We start from the raw sequence: 17,585 nt of genomic DNA on the forward strand, positions 1-17,585 counted from the left end.
CGCATGCAGAAAACAATAGATTGATTCCAAAAATATAGGCTAGCATGCACAAACGCAAGCTAGCCCACATCAACGATCAGTCCATCATTCTTTATGTGGCTTAGAAGCTCGAAACCCCGAAACCTATCGGATCATTTAGCACAAACTGATTCGTTCAAACAAACGTCATATTACGAGGCAATTTTGGCCGCATAAGTCACTAAACGTTGCGTTTGATGACGAATACTATCCTTCAATGCATCGCTCAAAGGCTCACCGTTGGCTGTTGCAGAAGCCCCGTAGGGGTTACCGCCTGATGCGAAAATCACTGGATCCGTATAGCCCGGTGGCACAATAATCGAGCCCCAGTGCATGAACGTGGCGTACATACTCAACAGCGTGGCTTCCTGACCTCCATGCATATTCTGAGCGCTCGACATGGCAGATGCAGCTTTATTGGCCAACTCACCTTTTGCCCAGATACCGCCTAAGGTGTCAATAAACGCTCTCATTTGACTGGCCATCACCCCAAACCGGGTTGGCGCACTGAATAGATAAGCATTGGCCCATTGCATGTCTTCGGCACTCGCAACAGGCATGTCGGCGGTCTTGTCGGCCTGCGCCTTCCAAGCAGGTGTGTTTGCCACAACTTGTTCAGGCGCTGTTTCTGCGACTTTGAGTAACCGAACCTGTGCACCCATTTTCTCGGCAGCTTCTTGAGCAGCCTTGGCCATCGCGTAATTCGTGCCGTAAGTACTGTAATAAACAATGGCTAAACGAACTGAATCCATGAGTTTCTCCTGTTGACTAAAAATGCTGAACAATCGTCAGCGTGAATACATTCACCATACTCGCAACCGGTCAAAAAGCCTGGATAGACCCATCTGACAACATGATTTTCAATAACTATTCGACTGACCCATTGATTTATAAATCACAGGTTTTAGGAGCACTCGCAAACCCACACCACGCAAACCATTAAACGTTAGAAACGCTAGCCACAGACCATGGTTACCCCAAAGGGGCACCAACACCCAGGACAACCCAAAAAAGATCAGAGCACAGGCCAACATAATCCACATCAACGGTTGCGTGCGTGTGGCACCCATATAAACGCCATCGTACATGTAGGCGGGCATCGAGACAAAGGTCGCCAACACCAACCAAATCAGATACTGGCTTGCAAGCGTCGCAATATCAATCTGATCTGTCAACAATCCAATTAGCTGCATGCCTGCCACACCATAAGTTAGTGCATACAACGCCGAACCAACCAAGCCCCAAACGAGCGTAACGCGAATCACACGACTTAACCGAGCCTGATTCTGGCGACCAACAGCCTCTCCACTTAAAGTTTCTGCGGCATGCGCAAAACCATCCAATCCATAGGCAGTAAACGCCAGAAAATTCAACAGTACAGCATTGGCCGCAAGCAACGCATCGCCTTGTTGCGCCCCCATGTGCACAAACCAAGCCATCGTTGCTTGCAAACACGCGGTGCGTACAAACAGATGGCTATTAATCTGAAATAAACGTTGCAATGCCTTTGATTCAAGCAAGACACGCCAAGCGATTTTCTTGAGCTCAGCCTGATACCAACGCCAAATCAATGTCAAACCAACCAAGGTTCCACTGATGTCAGCAATTGCGGTGGCACGACCAATCCCTTGCACACCCCAATCAAAACCATAGACAAAGGTCAGCACCGTCACCAAATTAACGATATTAATCAGAATCTGAATAGCCAACGCGACACGCACGCGCTGCACACCCAACAGCCACCCGGCAATGACGTAGTTTGTCAGCGCAAACGGGGCAGCCCAGATTCGTCCATATGCATACAAGCGCGCTTGTTCCGTGGCATCGGCTGATGCGCCTAAGAGGGCAAGTCCACCCTCGATGATCGGAATTTGCAAGATCCACAAAAGAACGCCGATGCCCCAGGCAATCAGCATGGCTCGACCAATGGTCAGCACAACTGCTGTCGATTCTTGACTTCCAAAATACTGAGCCACCACACCTGTGGTACCCATGCGCAAAAACCCAAAACCCCAAAAGACAAAGTTAAATAACAAAGCACCAAGCGCCACACCCGCCAAATAATGCGCGCCCGGCAGGTGCCCAGCCACAGCCGTGTCGACCGCCGACATCAAAGGTTGTGTCAGATTCGCTAAAATGATAGGGATCGACAACCACAAAACGGTGCGATACGTCGGATTCTGAGCCGTGTTCATGAACGCTTTTGGAAATAAATGAACGCCCGCACGAGATCTCCTCCTAGACGGCAGTTTTGTCAGGACAGGTTTTTAGTCGAAAAGGTCTTATCCACATGATGGCACGCAACCTGAGTATTGTGAACCATTCGTAACTTTGGGCTTTCTTGCCGACAGCGCTCATCAGCCAGTGGACAGCGCGGATGAAAGGTGCAACCAGAAGGTGGATTCAAAGGGTTGGGCACTTCACCGGCCACGGGAATGCGCTTCTCACCACTGCCACTCATATCCGGAATCGCACCCAGCAGCATTTGCGTATACGGATGTAGGGGCTGGCTAAAGATGTCGTCTCTTGAGGCAACTTCCACAATACGCCCCAAATACATGACGCCAACCCGATCTGCCACGTGGTGCACAACAGCAAGGTTATGCGAAATAAATAGATAACTCAAACCAAGCTCACGCTGCAGATCTTTCATCAGATTAAGCACCTGCGCCTGAACCGATACATCCAGCGCGGAAGTTGGCTCATCACAGACAATAAAATCAGGGTTGAGTGCCAATGCACGTGCAATCGAGATCCGTTGGCGTTGTCCGCCCGAAAACTGGTGTGGGTAGCGATGCCGGTCATCTGCACTTAAACCCACCTGCTCCAGCAATTCTGCGACACGTGTCTGCTGTGCTTCTTTGCTCAGGTTAGTATGAGTTTGCAACGGCTCAGCAATAATACGAGACACGCGCCAACGTGGATTTAAGCTTGCATACGGATCTTGAAAAATCATTTGCAAACGTTTGCGCAGCGCCAATTGCTGTGCGCTATTCATGCTGGAGAGCTCTTGCCCCTCAAAACGGATCGAACCACGGGTTAATGGATACAGTCCTGCCAGCATTCTGGCGACCGTCGATTTACCACAACCCGATTCACCCACTAGGGCCAGCGTTTCCCCTTGATTCAGCGTGAAAGACACGCCATCGACTGCGCGCAACATCACTCTGGGCTTACGGTAAATGACTCGCTCTAGCCAAGATGGTGACACGTCAAACCAGCGTGCTGCATCCGTCACTTCTAACAAAGGCGTTGTCTTAGTCGTCATGATCGCGCCTCTTCATCCACATGCAGCCAACAGGCCACTTGCCCATTCAGATGGGGTTGTAATTCAGGGCGACGCTGCGAACAAATCGGCATCGCCTGCGCACAGCGCGGATGGAACGCACAGCCCTTCGGAATGGCATTTAAGCGCGGCATGCTCCCAGGAATCTGCTCAAGACGCTCAACACTCGCATCAAGCGTCGGGATGGATCGCATCAGCCCACTGCTATAGGGATGAGATGGTTTCCGAATAATATCGCGTACCGGACCTATTTCAACGATGCGCCCTGCATACATCACAGCCACCCGATCTGCAGTTTCTGCAATCACACCCATGTCGTGCGTGATGAGCATGACCGCCGTGCCTTTAGAACGACACAAGTCTTTCAATAAATCAATAATCTGCGCCTGAATCGATACATCCAGTGCGGTTGTGGGCTCATCAGCCACAATCAGTTCAGGGTCTGCCGCCAAAGCCAGTGCAATCACGACTCGTTGACGCATTCCCCCTGAAAACTGATGGGGGTAGTGATCAATTCGTTCACGTGCTGCAGGAATCCCAGTCGATTCCAATAAAGCGATGGCACGATCACGCGCTTGCGCACCCGAGAGTGGCAAATGCGTCTGAATAGTTTCTGTTAACTGTCGACCGACTGTGTACAGCGGATTGAGTGAGGTCAGTGGATCCTGAAAAATCGCCCCGATCCGTCGACCGCGAATCTGACGCATTTGTTTTTCATTGAGGCGATCAATACGTTCGTCCTTCAGAAAAATCTCACCATGAGAAATACGACCTGGCGGCTCAAGCAATCCAATGATAGAAGCTCCGGTGAGCGACTTACCCGCTCCCGACTCACCCACGACACCCAAGATTTCACCAGCATCAATGGAAAAAGACACTTCATCAAGTGCCTTGAGCACTCCGCGTCGAGTCGGAAACTCCACCGATAACTGATTGACGCGCAACAGACTGTCAGTCATTAATTCAACCTCGGATTTAAAGCGTCACGCAACCAGTCACCTAGTAAGTTCACGGACAACACCAATAGCACTAGCATCACACCCGGGAAAATCGTAATCCACCATTCGCCTGAGAACAGGAAATCATTGCCCACGCGAATTAAGGTTCCCAGCGACGGCGACGTCGGCGGCACGCCTACGCCCAGAAAGGACAGGGTTGCTTCTGTAATGATGGCTGTTGCCAGGTGTACCGTTGCGAGCACTAAAACGGGCCCCAACACATTTGGCAACACGTGGTGAAACATGATGCGATAGCGCGACACGCCAATCACGCGAGCCGCCTGCACATATTCACGGTTTTTTTCAACCATGGTTGAGCCTCGCACAGTACGCGCATATTGCGGCCAGCCTGCTAAGGCAATTGCCCCAATCAGCACAGGAAAAGCGATGACATCAAGTAGGTTTTGAGGGACTGCAGCGCGTGCCACACCGTCGATCAACAACGCAATCAAAATAGCTGGGAAAGACAATTGAATGTCTGCCACACGCATAATCACGGCATCCACACGCCCGCCAGCATAGCCCGCAATCAACCCCAGCACAACGCCAAACAACATGGCCAAAGCCACCGAAGCAAACCCGATCAATAACGAAATTCGGGTACCGTAGAGCAGCGCAGAAAACAAATCGCGCCCCTGACTATCTGTCCCCAACAAATAAGTGGATGTCCCTTCAGTCTCCCAGACTGGTGGCAATAAAGCATCCATCAAATCCACAGTCGCCAAATCAAACGGATTATGGGGTGCGACCCAGGGCGCACCAAACGCACCAATCAAGAGTAGTACCAAAATAATCGTCGCCAGAACGGCAATCGGGGAGTGGCGCCAAGACCAGGCCACATCACTATCCCACCAACGCGTCAATGCACTCATTTAGTGTCCTCCTGCCTTCCCAAGTCCCACGCGCAGGCGAGGATCCACCACAAAATACAACAAATCGACAATGAGATTAATAATCACAAACACAAGTGCAATCAAACACAAATAGGCTGCCATCACCGGCACATCCGCAAACTGGACCGCCTGAATAAAGAGTAACCCCATGCCTGGCCACTGAAACACAGTTTCCGTCACAATGGCAAATGCGATGATGCCGCCGAGCTGCAATCCGGTGATCGTAATCACCGGCACCAGTGTGTTTTTAAGTGCATGGCCAAAATGAATGGCCCGCTGACTGAGCCCACGAGCGCGCGCAAACTTAATGTAATCACTGCGCAACACTTCGAGCATTTCTGAGCGCACCAAACGCAAAATCAATGTCAGCTGAAAAAGTGACAAGGTAATTGCTGGCAAAATCAAATGCTTTAAGCCGTCCCAAGTCAGTAATCCACTCGTCCACCATCCAAAATGCACCACGGCTCCACGCCCATAGCTTGGCAACCAGCCCAATTGGACCGAGAAAATCAAAATCAACAAAATACCGATCAGAAAGGTCGGTAATGAAATACCCAGCAAAGAGAACGCCAGAACTGCCTGCGCGCCCAATCCGTTACGGCGTAACGCCGTATAAATCCCTAGCGGCAGACCAATGAACAATGCCAAACAAGCCGCCACCACAGACAATTCGACCGTCGCGGGCAAGCGACTCTTGAGCAATTCGCCAACGCTTTGTCCTTGACGTAAAGACAAACCAAAATCGCCCTGCACGGCTTGTCCCACAAAGCGAATGAACTGGACAAATGCCGACTGATCCAGACCTAGGCTTTGACGAAGTGCCGCGCGATCCGCATCCGTGGCATCCTGACCGAGCATAATCGTGACAGGGTCACCGATATAACGGAATAGAATAAACGCCAGCAAGCTGACAACCAGCATGACCAGAACAGCCTGCAACAAACGGCGAATAATGAATACCAACATGAGTGTTTATGCCACACCGACCGTTTATTCAACAGTCGGCGTGGCTCCTGTCGTTAGGATAAGGTTGTGAACAGTTCAGAATTAATGCACTGTCACCCATTGTGGTGTCAGACGGTTGTCTGCACGGTGCACTACATCCACATTCTTACCCATGGCCCAGGGAATGACCTGATCATGCAAAGGAATATGCCCAAAGTCAGCCGCATGCAGTTTCAGCACTTCTTGAATTTGTGCGGTGCGCTTGGCATCATCGGTTTCAGTCTTAATGTTGTCGATGAGCTCATCCACTTTGGGATTTGAATACTGACCAAAGTTAAATGAACCATCAGCACCCTCACCTTTACTGCGAATCAAGCTTTGCAAGGTGTAAAGCGCATCAAACGTTGGCACACCCCATCCAAACAAGTAAGCACTTGAATCATAAGACTGAACTTTGGGGAAATACGTTGCACGCGGCATGGCATTCAGGTTGGCTTTGACGCCAGCTTTAGCCCACATACCAACGATCGCCTGGCAAATGGCTTCGTCATTGATATAACGGTTATTTGGGCAGTCAAGCGTGAAATCAAGTTCACCAGGGCCATAACCTGCTTCTTGCAACAAGGCTTTCGCACGATCCAGATTGGCAGGAACACGCTCAGACAACGCTTCGCTCCAACCATTGACTTGAGGCGCAATCATTGTGCCGGTGGGTGATGAAGAACCGCGCATGACCGCACGTTTGATTGCATCGACATCAATGGCCAGGTACAGGGCTTCGCGCACTTTAGGGTCTGCAAACGGGTTTTTACCTTTCACTGAGCTATATTTCAACTCAGGGCTTGCCTGGTCCAGACCCAGATAAATCGTCCGGTATTCGTTGCCTTCAACGACTTTGGCTTGTTCGCTCAGTCGTTTCAGATCTTGTGCAGGCGGATCAAGCACAAAGTCCACTTCGCCTGACAGCAAAGCTGCGGTTCGTGTGGCGTTTTGTTTAATGGGGGTATAAATCACTTCGGTGACGTTACCCTGTTTATTAGCCTTGTTCCACCAATTTTCGTTTTCTGAATAGACTGTACGGACATCGACTTCACGGCTATCGAGCTTATAAGGTCCGGTGCCATTTGTATTGCGCGCAGAAAATGTTTCTTGTTTGGCAGAGAAATCCTGAGGCTGAAGCACATTGTTTTTCTCGGACCAGTCTTTATTCATGATGAAAACGTTGGTCAGCTGACGCAACAAAATCGGATTCGGACCAAATGTCTCAATCTCGACGGTGTAATCATCAATTTTCTTGGCACCCTTGACGCCATTCACATAGGCTTTAAAGTTAGAAGTCGGTGCCATGGCGCGTTCAATCGAGAACACCACGTCATCTGCGGTAAAAGGTGCACCATCGTGGAACTTCACACCTTCACGCAGCTTAAAGCGCCAAGTATTGGGATCTGGCTGTTCCCAAGCGACGGCCAGTGCTGGGACCAGATTAAAGTCTTTGTCGTATTCCACCAAGGGTTCGTACACATAGCTACTGGCAGCAATGGTCATCCCTTCGTTTTGTGCATGGGGATCCAAGGTCAGAATATCGCCCTGACTGGCCCATCGCAAAGTTTTAGCTTGTAGCCCAACGGGCACCAACAGCGCAGCCGCTAACGCTGCTGTAAGTAATTTTTGACGCTTCATGACTAGTATCCTGTTCGTTTTCTTAGGAAAGATCGTTTGGTAATAGTGCCTGATGCGGATAGTACCCGTCAATCAACGCAAACACCAACCCCGATAAGCAAATATCTTTAAGCTATAACAAACGTTTTCTCACCAAATCGATGCCTATGTTCGCAACGCCATCAAAAGTCGCTCACGACTGTGGCGCGCATGAGCACGCATCAAATCTTCTGCACCATCTCCATCTCTGCGCTCAATGCAATCAACAATCTTCAGATGTTCATCATGGATTTCTGGACGGTCACGCCGTAGTTTCCCAGCTCGCATTCGACATAAGCGCATCAAAATATAGTAATCACGACACAGCAAATTAATAATCCACTTATTGCGACTCCCCAGAACAATCAAACGGTGAAAATCCTGTTGCGCTTCTACGCTAAAAATGGCTTCTGAAGCTTGAGTCCCTAATTGCTCCAAATCTTGAGCTGCCGCACGCAATTGCCGCACTTCATGTAAGGTCATATATTCAGCGGCCAAACGGGCGGCCATCCCTTCTAACGACTCCCGGATCGTCATCAGCTGCTCGATCTCATCAATGGATAAATCGACCACGTTAACCCCTGCGTTCGGCACACGAACCAGCAGGCCACGCCCTTCTAACGTGCGAATCGCCTCGCGCAAAACACCCCGACCCACGCCGAACGTATCGCAAAGCCTTTGTTCGGGCAGACGCATACCGGCGGTATATTCACCATGAAAAATCAAGTTTTCAATGCGATCAATTACATCATCGACTGACAGACGCATCATGCCCTCATCAATCGGTGAAAAACTCTGTGACATTCTGCATCTTCCTTCATCATTGACTTGTAATCGGATACACACTGTATTTGACGATTACCACTTAGATTTGTCTAAATACGTTCATGAAATTGGCATCTTGTGCTGTTTCAAACTGATAGCAATTTCAGGATAAAACTTGACGCCAACTTAGATAAATTTAAGCCAAACTCGCCCTTATGCCAACTTCCGTTTTAAGCACCAGAACAAGTCAGCGCCTTTTCATTGACGGCAAAATTGTTTGTCTACAATACTCCCAAATTGTCGACAATACAAAATAATTTTTCACAACCAATTCGGAGAGACACGCCATGACAATCAGCCGACGCCATTTCATCGCTTCATTGGGTGCACTTTCTTTAAGCGCAACAGCTCCTGCCATTCTGGCGCAAGGATTAGGTGATTATCCCAATCGTCCAATCAAAATCATTGTGCCGTTAGCCGCTGGCGGCGGTAGCGACCTGACCGCTCGCCAGATTGCCAAACTACTGACTGAACGCATGGGTTCACCTGTTATTGTTGAGAACAAACCTGGCGCGAGCGGCAGCATCGGTACTAACTACGCCTTACGCTCACCTGCGGACGGCTACACTTTGATCATGCTCTCGAGCAGCTACACCAGCAACGCGGCTTTACGCGAACTACCCTATGATTCGATTCAAGACATTGAGCCAATTAGTTTAGTGAACTACTCGCCGCTAAAGCAACGAGCTTCCAAAACAACAGCTAGGCTGCTATTTTTTCTTTTTTGACGCTTCTCTGGATGCTGCTAACATTGCTTTACGCTTTATTAGTCTGACGCTTTCCTCCACGTCCAGTATCAGAGAACGGAATTAGAACCCCTTTCTCTGACAACACCGTTCCAGTGTACTTAAATAACCTGATTGCTCTTTTCTTAATGACCATAGGTGCGTTGTTATCTGCACTGTCAGCGTATTCAGAGTTATCTGGATGAGTGTAGCCACACTGGGCGCACTCCTGACTGGTTTAGTTGAGAGCAATCTTAATTTACTAAGCATAATTTTATCAGAATAAAACCCATCAGTTGAAAACAAACTCGCTTGCTTGACTCGCGCATGAATGAACGAGGTTGCGCAAGCGGTTTGCTCAAACGTGAATCGCTCGTACTAGTCGGTCGAAACGGCTTACCCGTCAAAAACTTACCTGAATTACTTGAGATTGCCAAAAAAGATCCCGAAAGAATTACCTATGGCTCCTCTGGCGTCGGCGGCATTTCACATCTGAGTATGGAACGCATGGCCGACTTGGCTGGCGTCAAACTTAATCACATCGCATATAAAGGGACGGGACCCGCTTTGCAGGACATTCTGGGCGACACGATTGACCTGATGTTTTCTTCTGTTACAGCAATCGCCCCCATCATTAATGATCAACGCGCTCTCGGACTGGCGATCGCTGACCACCGAATTCCAGCTTTACCCAACGTTCCTACTTTTGAAGAAGTGGGCATACCCGAATTTAAATCAGACTTTTGGCATGCCATCGCCGGCCCCAAAGGCATTCCACGCGAAATCGTGCTCAAACTCAACGCTGAATTGAAAGCTGTACTCGAGACGCCTGAAATGCAAGAGCGTATTGCTGCAGAAGGCAGTCAAGCTGTCGGAAGTTCTCCAGAAGAACTTCAGCAAACAATTGAACAAGGCATTGCTCAATGGAAAGATGTTGTTCAAAAAGCCGGTATTAAAGCGGAGTAAGAGACACCCATGAACGATCACATCACGCCCATAACATCAGCCGAACTTCAAGCGTTTTGTGATCGCCATTTTCAGATTCCTCCGGGGAAGTTCGGCTGGCGTCATGATGCGCCAATCCAGAACGTAGCACTGGAATAAGTCACCGCCTTTTTATTGACGATAAAAAGTTTTGTCTATAATGTTATAAAATTGTCGACAAAATAAATAAATCCTCACAATCCAACTGGAGAGACAGCCATGACAATCAGCCGACGCCATTTCATTGCCTCACTCGGTGCACTTTCTTTAAGCGCAAAAGCACCTGCCATTTTGGCGCAGGGGTTGGGTGATTATCCAAATCGCCCTATCAAGATTATTGTGCCGTTAGCAGCCGGCGGGGGAGGCGATCTGACCGCCCGTCAGATCGCCAAGCTGCTGACCGAACGTATGGGGTCACCTGTCATTGTTGAAAACAAACCAGGCGCAGGCGGCAGTATCGGCACCAGCTATGCCTTACGTACGCCCGCAGACGGCTACACCTTACTCATGCTCTCCAGCAGTCACACCTGCAATGCAGCTTTGCGTGAATTGCCCTACGACTCGATTAAAGATGTCGAACCGATTAGCCTACTCAAGCGTGAATCACTGATCTTGGTAGGTCGAAACGGTTTGCCCGCCAAGAACTTACCTGATCTGCTCGAAATTGCTAAAAAAGAACCCGGAAAAATCACGTATGGATCGTCTGGGGTCGGCGGCATCACACACTTGAGCATGGAGCACATGACCGACTTGGCAGGCGTCAAACTCAACCACATCGCTTACAAAGGCACGGGTCCGGCACTACAAGATGTTCTGGGTGGCACAATCGATCTCATGTTTTCTTCAGTCGCGATTGTTGTTCCCATCATCAATGACCAACGTGCCGTGGGTCTAGCCATCGCCGATCACAGGATTCCGGCTCTACCTGATGTACCGACATTTAAAGAAGCAGGCGTACCTGAATTTAAATCAGACTTATGGCATGCCGTTGCGGGTCCCAAAGGAATTCCACCAGAAATCGTGGCCAAACTGAATGCTGAATTGAAAGCAGTCCTTGAAATGCCTGAAATGCAAGAACGCATTGCCGCGGAAGGCAGTCAAGCTGTCGGAAGCTCGCCAGAAGAGTTTCAACAAACAATTGAGAACGACATTGCGCAATGGAAAAACGTCATTCAAAAGACTGGGATTAAAGCGGAGTAAGTTAGGCACATGAACGATCAAACCACGTCCATCACACCAGCTGCACTTCAAGCGCTTTGCTATCGTCAGTTCCAGACTTCGCAAGGACAGTTCGGATATTACGATTTAAATATCTTGGCCGATCAGGCAAGCGCCCCTTTGTCAGCTATGCCCTATGCCATCCGCATCATTCTAGAAAACTTGTTGCGTCACGCGCAGCGCGATGATGTGGGTACAGAACTACCGATACAAATTCTGCAAAACTATGCGCAACGTGTTGGTAAAGACAATATCCCGCTCATGCTGGCTCGTGTGATGGCCCAAGACGTCAGTGGCATTCCTGCTCTGATCGATTTGGCGACCATGCGTGACGCCATGGCTCAGGCCGGCGGCGATCCAACCACCATCAACCCTCGAATTCCGGTTGAACTCATTGTGGATCACTCATTAGAAGTGGATTATGCCGGTCGTCATGATGCGCCTATTCTGAATGTCGCTTTAGAGCACAAGCGCAATCGCGAACGCTATACCTTCTTAAAGTGGGCACAAGGCGCCGTCAAAAACTTATCAATTGTGCCGCCCGGCGCAGGCATTTTGCATCAGATCAATCTTGAGGCACTGGCCCGCGTCGTGTTTGTTGATGAAACACAGAACCCACCGCTTGCTTACCCAGACACTTTGGTCGGCACAGACAGCCATACCGCCATGATCAATGCGATTGGTGTTTTAGGCTGGGGTGTGGGCGGCATTGAAGCTGAAGCCGCTATGCTTGGCGAACCTTTGCCATTCATTTTGCCGGCAACCGTTGGTGTGCGACTCATTAATCGTCCTAAACCTGGCGTCACCGCAACCGACATTGTGCTCACTCTGACACAACAGTTACGCCAAGCCAAAGTGGTTGAAAGTTTTGTCGAGTTCACAGGACCCGCACTAGACACTGATGCGCTGACCTTAGAAGACCGTGCGACGCTCTCCAACATGTCACCCGAATATGGTTCGACCTGTGGTTTATTCCCAGTCGATGCCACTACAATCGATTATTTACGCCGTTCAGGTCGAGACGAAGCCACAATTGAACTTGTCGAAACGTATTGCAAACTCCAAGGTTTATGGCGTGACGCAAACTCACCCGAACCTGCTTTTTCTCGCGTTATCGAGTTAGATCTTTCCACCATCGAACCTAGTGCAGCTGGTCCCCGCAGACCACACGAGCATGTCAACCTGTCGGGCATTCCAGCATCGTTTCTGTCAGCCTGTCCTGCAGCAGAAGATACACCTGCCCCAACAGCAAAGACAGTTCAACTGGATCATGGTGCAGTCATCTTGGCCGCAATCACCAGCTGCACAAACACCTCGAACCCCAGCGCCATGATTGCCGCTGGGCTGCTCGCCAGAAAAGCTGTCGCAAAAGGACTTAATGCACGTCCTTGGGTCAAAACCTCTTTCACACCAGGCTCGCGTGTTGTCAGCGACTATCTCGCTGCGAGCGGCTTACAAGACGATCTGGATCAGTTGGGCTTTCATTTAGCAGGTTATGGATGCGCCAGTTGTGGTGGTGGATCAGGCCCTCTGGCACCAGAGATTCAACAAGACATCGAAACACGCAAGCTCACCGTCTCCGCAGTGCTATCAGGGAACCGGAACTTTGAAGGGCGCATTCACCCACTCGCCAGAGCCAATTATTTGCTTTCACCTGCTCTAGTGGTTGCTTATGCGATTGCAGGTAGTGTGCGAATCGATCTCACCAAAGATCCGCTAGCTTACACCCCTGATGGTGCGCCAGTCTATTTATCAGATATCTGGCCTAGCAACACTGAAATCAAAGCCATTGAAAAACAGTGCGTCACTCCCGATCGATTCCGAACGCAGTATCAAAACATCACCGAGGGCGATGAAGGTTGGAATGCGCTACCCAACGAACGTGGCACGCTCTATGACTGGGATGCTGACAGCAGTTACGTACGGCGCCCGCCCTATGTTGAACAACGTCCACCCATCACAGGTCGCAGCCTACAAGGTGCACGCCCGCTTCTGGTTTTAGGTGACAGCGTGACGACAGACAACATTTCTCCGGCCGATGGTATTCGCCCAGAAACACCTGCAGGGCAATACTTACTTGCCAGTGGTGTGCCCAAATCCGCCCTACACACCTTCATTGCTCGCCGTGGCAATCATGAAGTGATGATGCGCGGCACATTCACCGGAGGACGTTTACACAATGAGTTGCTGCCACAGGGTCCAGAAGGCTGTACGCTCATCGAACCGCAAGGACAAGTCGCCTCGATTTATGATGCGGCAATGCACTATCTTGCGATCAAACAACCTGTTGTCGTCGTCGCTGGGATGGAATACGGCACAGGTTCATCACGCGACTGGGCCGCAAAAGGCACTCGTCTGCTCGGCGTACAAGCGGTTTTAGCGGGTAGCTTTGAACGCATCCACCGCTCCAACCTCGTCAACATGGGGGTTTTACCTTTGCAGTTTGAACCCGGTGTGACAAGGCAAAGTCTGGGCATCACGGCACACAGCACGTTTGATATAGAAATCCCAGATAAGCTCGCACCACAGAGCTGGCTGAACTGTCGTATACAAACCGATGGACAAACGCAAGACATCAAACTCTTGGCCCGTCTGAACACAGCGCATGAAGAAGCCGTTTGGCGTAAAGGTGGCATCCTACCCACCATGCTTGATCGCATCCTTCACGCTTAAAACTGAAGCCTCTCTACCCTAGTTGCAATTAACATCAAGCAATCAGGGTGAGAGACCCCCAGATGAGTTTCAGTATTTTCAGGCTAATGCCTCGATAACTGCCTTTGGATTTCGCTCAATGACGTTAAGCAATACCAATGCGGGGCCTCGGTGATTCCGATCACCACGTTCCCATTGTGTGAACTACTCGCCGCTAAAGCAGCGAGCTTCCAAAACAACAGCTAAGCTGCTATTTTTTCTTTTTTGATGCTTCTTTGGATGCGGCTAACATTGCTTTGCGCTTTGTTAGTCTGACGCTTTCCTCCACGCCCAGTATCAGAGAACGGCATTAGAACCCCTTTCTCTGACAACACCGTTCCAGTGTCCTTAATTAACCTGATTGCTCTTTTCTTAATCACCATTGATGCGTTTTGATCGGCATTGTCAGCATGCTCACATTGACCGCATTGAAACTTTGATTGAGTTTTGCGGTTGTCTGGGTGAGTGTAGCCACACTGGGCGCACTCCTGACTGGTGCTGTGGGGAGCAACTTTAAAAACTGCTTTACCTTCTTTGTGTGCTTTGTAGCTAATGCAGACTTCGATTTGATGCCAGCCGACGTTTAAGATCGCCTGATTTAAGCCGGCTTTTTGACTGGCATGATTCGGCAGATATTGACCGGCTTCATTTTGCTGAGGGCTGGTCTGCGAGTCATGTTAGAAGTTTTTAAGTCCTCTAGCACAATCACTGTTTCTTTTCCATCGACGATGGCTCTGCTCGTTTGATGCGCAAAGTCATTGGGAACGGCTAAAGCCGCTAACAAACCAAAAACTAATGAGCTTGCTTGACTCGCACATGAATGAACGAGGTTGCGCAAGCAATTCGCTCAAACTCACGGTAAGCTCGCAGTAAGGCAACCCAGAAGTAATTAAGCCAGGACTTAACGTCGTGCCGCCCCAGGTGCCATCCTTGCGAACTGGCTTCCAGCGCCCGCCCGCCTGCGGCATATAGCGGTACAGGAGGGTATGTAATTGCAGCACAACACCCTCGCTGAAGGGCATGTGCGTGGCGGACTCGTGGATCAGCGCCAGTGCATCACGGTAGCCGGCGATCTCCTGTTCGGAACGGCTCTTTGGTGTTGCGTTGCGGATGATTAGAGACTTCAGCCGCGAGGGCGCCACGACAACACCTTCCAGCCGATTAGACGACTCAGTGGACTCCACCACCGCGATCTGGCGTAGACCCTTGAGGGCTTCGGGCGACTGCACGACGTAGAGTTACTGCTTACCTTAATACTCACCCAGTGTGCGCAACGTGGCGGCCTGAGTGCCATCGAAGCGAAGTGCGGCAAGGTACTCGGGTGTGAGCGAGTGCATGGAAATGCAATCCTAAACCGTATAAATGAGGTATTCATAGATTATAAATGGGGTATTGTCTCTAAAAATACCTCTTTACCTATGTTTGACTACCTCATTTCCTGATCATTGGATCAGTCGTGAGAGGCTCGTATAGCCGACCAAGAAGGAAATGAGCGACATGAATCTCAAAAGGGGCAATCAATTCACAATTACCACATTTAATCCATTGTTTACCTCATTCCCCAGCAATCATCCTCGGGCAAAGGAAATGGCCTGCGTCGACAGCGGACTGACATGGTCACGCCTCGCTTTCATCTTCGCCGCAGGTCGACGCCAGAGTGCATCCTTAAAGTCGAACTCATCCCACTCGGCATCCGTCGCTTCGTCTGGACGGCAAGCGCAGCAGCCCGCGCAGACTGGGGGTCGGATTGGTCTCGACCAAACCACGCACCACCGCGAACTCGAAGATGGCCGAATCTGCTTGACGACAATGTCGCTCATCAGCATCCCATCGAACTTCGGCGACACGTACTTCCTGATGCGGGACTCTTTCGTGCGGTAGGATCTGAGCGCAAAGACTGGCTTGATCAGCAGGAACAGGCCCCCCGCCGTCTGAAAGTTTCCAATCTCGATCAGTCGATTTCGCCGACCTGATCTTGGCGTCGGTGAGTAGATTCTCGGGTATCGTTGGACTCCACTGTGGGGAGATGTACCCCCACGGTTGAACACGAGCACCTCCAACGCCCTCCGAATTTTTCAGACCTCGATAAACAATAGGAATGCTCAGCAGACCGTATTATTTATGCAACCCATTGATTTAAAACGGTCTAATCTGTCCACCAAGCGCTACTGAGCGTCACCGAGATCCAGCAAAAATCGTCAGACGTTAAACAAGAAGTTCAGTACATCACCATCTTTCACAATGTACTCTTTACCTTCAGAGCGCATTTTTCCGGCTTCTTTGGCTCCCTGCTCACCTTTGCAAGCGATGTAATCGTCATAACCGATTGTTTGCGCGCGAATAAATCCACGCTCAAAGTCTGTATGAATTTCACCAGCCGCTTGTGGTGCAGTGGCACCCACCGGAATGGTCCAAGCACGGACTTCTTTGACACCGGCGGTAAAGTACGTCTGTAAGCCTAAAAGACTGAAAGCTGCACGAATCAAACGGTTCAAACCCGGCTCTTCCATACCCATATCCTGTAGGAAGATGGCTTTGTCGTCATCATCGAGTTCAGCAATTTCAGCTTCAATCGCTGCACAAATTGCAACAACCGGTGCGCCACGCTCTTTGGCATAGGCTTCTAAGCGCTCTAAGAGCGGATTGTTCTCAAACCCGTCATCACTCACGTTCCCCACGTACATTGCAGGTTTTGCGGTGATCAAATGCAATTGTGACAACATGTCACGATCATCGTCGCTCAAATCCAATGCACGGATGGGCAACCCTTGATCGAGATGTTTCACGCAACGTTCGAGCACCGTAACCAATTTCTGTGCTTCTTTGTCGCCAGAACGAGCTGTTTTTTGATAGCGATGAAGCGACTTCTCAACAGTTTGCAGGTCGGCCAGCGCAAGCTCTGTCTCAATGACTTCGATGTCAGCAATCGGATCGATGCGCCCAGCCACGTGTGTCACGTTTTCATCTTCGAAGCAACGCACCACATTCACAATGGCGTGTGTTTCACGAATATGCGCCAAGAACTGGTTGCCCAATCCTTCACCCTGGCTAGCACCAGCCACAAGACCTGCAATATCCACAAACTCAACTGTCGCTGGCAACACACGCACGGGCTTTACGATTTCAGACAAAGCATCCAATCGTGGATCGGGCACTTCCACAATCCCGACGTTGGGTTCAATCGTGCAAAAAGGATAGTTCTCTGCCGCAATCCCTGCTTTGGTCAGGGCATTAAACAAAGTGGACTTACCGACGTTAGGCAAGCCAACAATACCGCATTTCAAGCTCATTCATTTTCCTTGGA

Annotated in this window: 14 protein-coding genes and 3 pseudogenes; 5 read left to right on the forward strand and 12 right to left on the reverse strand. The window is 50.0% G+C overall.

Annotation, left to right across the window (positions count from 1 at the left end):
* Positions 1-170: 170 nt before the first annotated feature.
* From wrbA to ACOI06_RS10805, 8 genes and pseudogenes are all read right to left on the reverse strand, one after another.
* Positions 171-770, reverse strand: coding sequence for an NAD(P)H:quinone oxidoreductase (gene wrbA / locus ACOI06_RS10770; RefSeq protein WP_420662584.1), 600 nt, complete (start codon positions 768-770; stop codon positions 171-173).
* A gap of 219 nt (positions 771-989) precedes the next feature.
* A pseudogene (locus tag ACOI06_RS10775) lies at positions 990-2,213 on the reverse strand (MATE family efflux transporter); the annotation flags it as partial.
* Between the two features lie 59 nt (positions 2,214-2,272).
* Positions 2,273-3,286, reverse strand: coding sequence for an ABC transporter ATP-binding protein (locus ACOI06_RS10780; protein ID WP_420662585.1), 1,014 nt, complete (start codon positions 3,284-3,286; stop codon positions 2,273-2,275).
* A complete protein-coding gene (locus ACOI06_RS10785) occupies positions 3,283-4,263 on the reverse strand; it encodes an ABC transporter ATP-binding protein (protein WP_420662586.1) in 981 nt (326 codons plus the stop codon). The genes ACOI06_RS10780 and ACOI06_RS10785 overlap by 4 nt, the downstream gene beginning before the upstream one ends.
* A complete protein-coding gene (locus ACOI06_RS10790) occupies positions 4,263-5,174 on the reverse strand; it encodes an ABC transporter permease (RefSeq protein WP_420662587.1) in 912 nt (303 codons plus the stop codon). Before ACOI06_RS10790 ends, ACOI06_RS10785 begins: the two co-directional genes overlap by 1 nt.
* Positions 5,175-6,161: an ABC transporter permease gene (locus ACOI06_RS10795; protein WP_420662588.1), complete on the reverse strand. Its 987-nt coding sequence runs from the start codon at positions 6,159-6,161 to the stop codon at positions 5,175-5,177.
* Positions 6,162-6,242: 81 nt separating this feature from the next.
* Positions 6,243-7,820 (reverse strand): ABC transporter substrate-binding protein, encoded by a 1,578-nt coding sequence (locus ACOI06_RS10800; RefSeq protein WP_420662589.1) that lies wholly within the window; start codon positions 7,818-7,820, stop codon positions 6,243-6,245.
* A 144-nt stretch (positions 7,821-7,964) separates the two neighbouring features.
* On the reverse strand, positions 7,965-8,642 hold the full coding sequence (locus tag ACOI06_RS10805; RefSeq protein ID WP_420662590.1) for a GntR family transcriptional regulator: 678 nt from the start codon (positions 8,640-8,642) through the stop codon (positions 7,965-7,967).
* 308 nt (positions 8,643-8,950) lie between these two features.
* Here ACOI06_RS10805 and ACOI06_RS10810 point away from each other — a divergent pair, with 308 nt between their 5' ends.
* From ACOI06_RS10810 to acnA, 4 genes are all read left to right on the forward strand, one after another.
* Positions 8,951-9,391, forward strand: coding sequence for a Bug family tripartite tricarboxylate transporter substrate binding protein (locus tag ACOI06_RS10810; RefSeq protein ID WP_420662591.1), 441 nt, complete (start codon positions 8,951-8,953; stop codon positions 9,389-9,391).
* Positions 9,392-9,715: 324 nt separating this feature from the next.
* Positions 9,716-10,354, forward strand: coding sequence for a Bug family tripartite tricarboxylate transporter substrate binding protein (locus tag ACOI06_RS10815; RefSeq protein ID WP_420662592.1), 639 nt, complete (start codon positions 9,716-9,718; stop codon positions 10,352-10,354).
* Between the two features lie 237 nt (positions 10,355-10,591).
* Positions 10,592-11,572 (forward strand): Bug family tripartite tricarboxylate transporter substrate binding protein, encoded by a 981-nt coding sequence (locus tag ACOI06_RS10820; RefSeq protein WP_420662593.1) that lies wholly within the window; start codon positions 10,592-10,594, stop codon positions 11,570-11,572.
* A gap of 9 nt (positions 11,573-11,581) precedes the next feature.
* On the forward strand, positions 11,582-14,263 hold the full coding sequence (gene acnA / locus ACOI06_RS10825; RefSeq protein ID WP_420662594.1) for an aconitate hydratase AcnA: 2,682 nt from the start codon (positions 11,582-11,584) through the stop codon (positions 14,261-14,263).
* A gap of 78 nt (positions 14,264-14,341) precedes the next feature.
* Here the strand turns inward: acnA and ACOI06_RS10830 are convergent.
* From ACOI06_RS10830 to ACOI06_RS10840, 3 genes and pseudogenes are all read right to left on the reverse strand, one after another.
* Positions 14,342-14,437 (reverse strand): annotated as a pseudogene (locus tag ACOI06_RS10830) (transcriptional regulator); the annotation flags it as partial.
* A 47-nt stretch (positions 14,438-14,484) separates the two neighbouring features.
* Positions 14,485-14,913: a zinc ribbon domain-containing protein gene (locus tag ACOI06_RS10835; RefSeq protein WP_420662647.1), complete on the reverse strand. Its 429-nt coding sequence runs from the start codon at positions 14,911-14,913 to the stop codon at positions 14,485-14,487.
* 294 nt (positions 14,914-15,207) lie between these two features.
* Positions 15,208-15,618 (reverse strand): annotated as a pseudogene (locus tag ACOI06_RS10840) (cell filamentation protein Fic); the annotation flags it as partial.
* Between the two features lie 160 nt (positions 15,619-15,778).
* On the opposite strand from ACOI06_RS10840, the gene ACOI06_RS10845 reads away from it, so the two are divergent.
* The gene (locus ACOI06_RS10845) at positions 15,779-16,162 is read left to right on the forward strand and encodes a hypothetical protein (RefSeq protein WP_420662595.1); all 384 of its coding nucleotides are present in this window, start codon (positions 15,779-15,781) and stop codon (positions 16,160-16,162) included.
* Between the two features lie 317 nt (positions 16,163-16,479).
* Here ACOI06_RS10845 and ychF read toward each other — a convergent pair whose 3' ends face one another.
* The gene (gene ychF / locus ACOI06_RS10850; RefSeq protein WP_420662596.1) at positions 16,480-17,571 is read right to left on the reverse strand and encodes a redox-regulated ATPase YchF; all 1,092 of its coding nucleotides are present in this window, start codon (positions 17,569-17,571) and stop codon (positions 16,480-16,482) included.
* Between the last annotated feature and the right edge of the window lie 14 nt (positions 17,572-17,585).

It is taken from the genome of Orrella sp. 11846, from assembly GCF_048820935.1.
Classification (GTDB): Bacteria; Pseudomonadota; Gammaproteobacteria; order Burkholderiales; family Burkholderiaceae_B; genus Algicoccus.

Bases quoted from the DNA above. Each gene is read 5' to 3' on its own strand.
- wrbA (WP_420662584.1), bottom strand. From the start codon at position 770: ATGGATTCAGTTCGTTTAGCCATTGTTTATTACAGTACTTACGGCACG.
- ACOI06_RS10780 (WP_420662585.1), bottom strand. From the start codon at position 3,286: ATGACGACTAAGACAACGCCTTTGTTAGAAGTGACGGATGCAGCACGC.
- ACOI06_RS10785 (WP_420662586.1), bottom strand. From the start codon at position 4,263: ATGACTGACAGTCTGTTGCGCGTCAATCAGTTATCGGTGGAGTTTCCG.
- ACOI06_RS10790 (WP_420662587.1), bottom strand. From the start codon at position 5,174: ATGAGTGCATTGACGCGTTGGTGGGATAGTGATGTGGCCTGGTCTTGG.
- ACOI06_RS10795 (WP_420662588.1), bottom strand. From the start codon at position 6,161: ATGTTGGTATTCATTATTCGCCGTTTGTTGCAGGCTGTTCTGGTCATG.
- ACOI06_RS10800 (WP_420662589.1), bottom strand. From the start codon at position 7,820: ATGAAGCGTCAAAAATTACTTACAGCAGCGTTAGCGGCTGCGCTGTTG.
- ACOI06_RS10805 (WP_420662590.1), bottom strand. From the start codon at position 8,642: ATGTCACAGAGTTTTTCACCGATTGATGAGGGCATGATGCGTCTGTCA.
- ACOI06_RS10810 (WP_420662591.1), top strand. From the start codon at position 8,951: ATGACAATCAGCCGACGCCATTTCATCGCTTCATTGGGTGCACTTTCT.
- ACOI06_RS10815 (WP_420662592.1), top strand. From the start codon at position 9,716: ATGAATGAACGAGGTTGCGCAAGCGGTTTGCTCAAACGTGAATCGCTC.
- ACOI06_RS10820 (WP_420662593.1), top strand. From the start codon at position 10,592: ATGACAATCAGCCGACGCCATTTCATTGCCTCACTCGGTGCACTTTCT.
- acnA (WP_420662594.1), top strand. From the start codon at position 11,582: ATGAACGATCAAACCACGTCCATCACACCAGCTGCACTTCAAGCGCTT.
- ACOI06_RS10845 (WP_420662595.1), top strand. From the start codon at position 15,779: ATGAATCTCAAAAGGGGCAATCAATTCACAATTACCACATTTAATCCA.
- ychF (WP_420662596.1), bottom strand. From the start codon at position 17,571: ATGAGCTTGAAATGCGGTATTGTTGGCTTGCCTAACGTCGGTAAGTCC.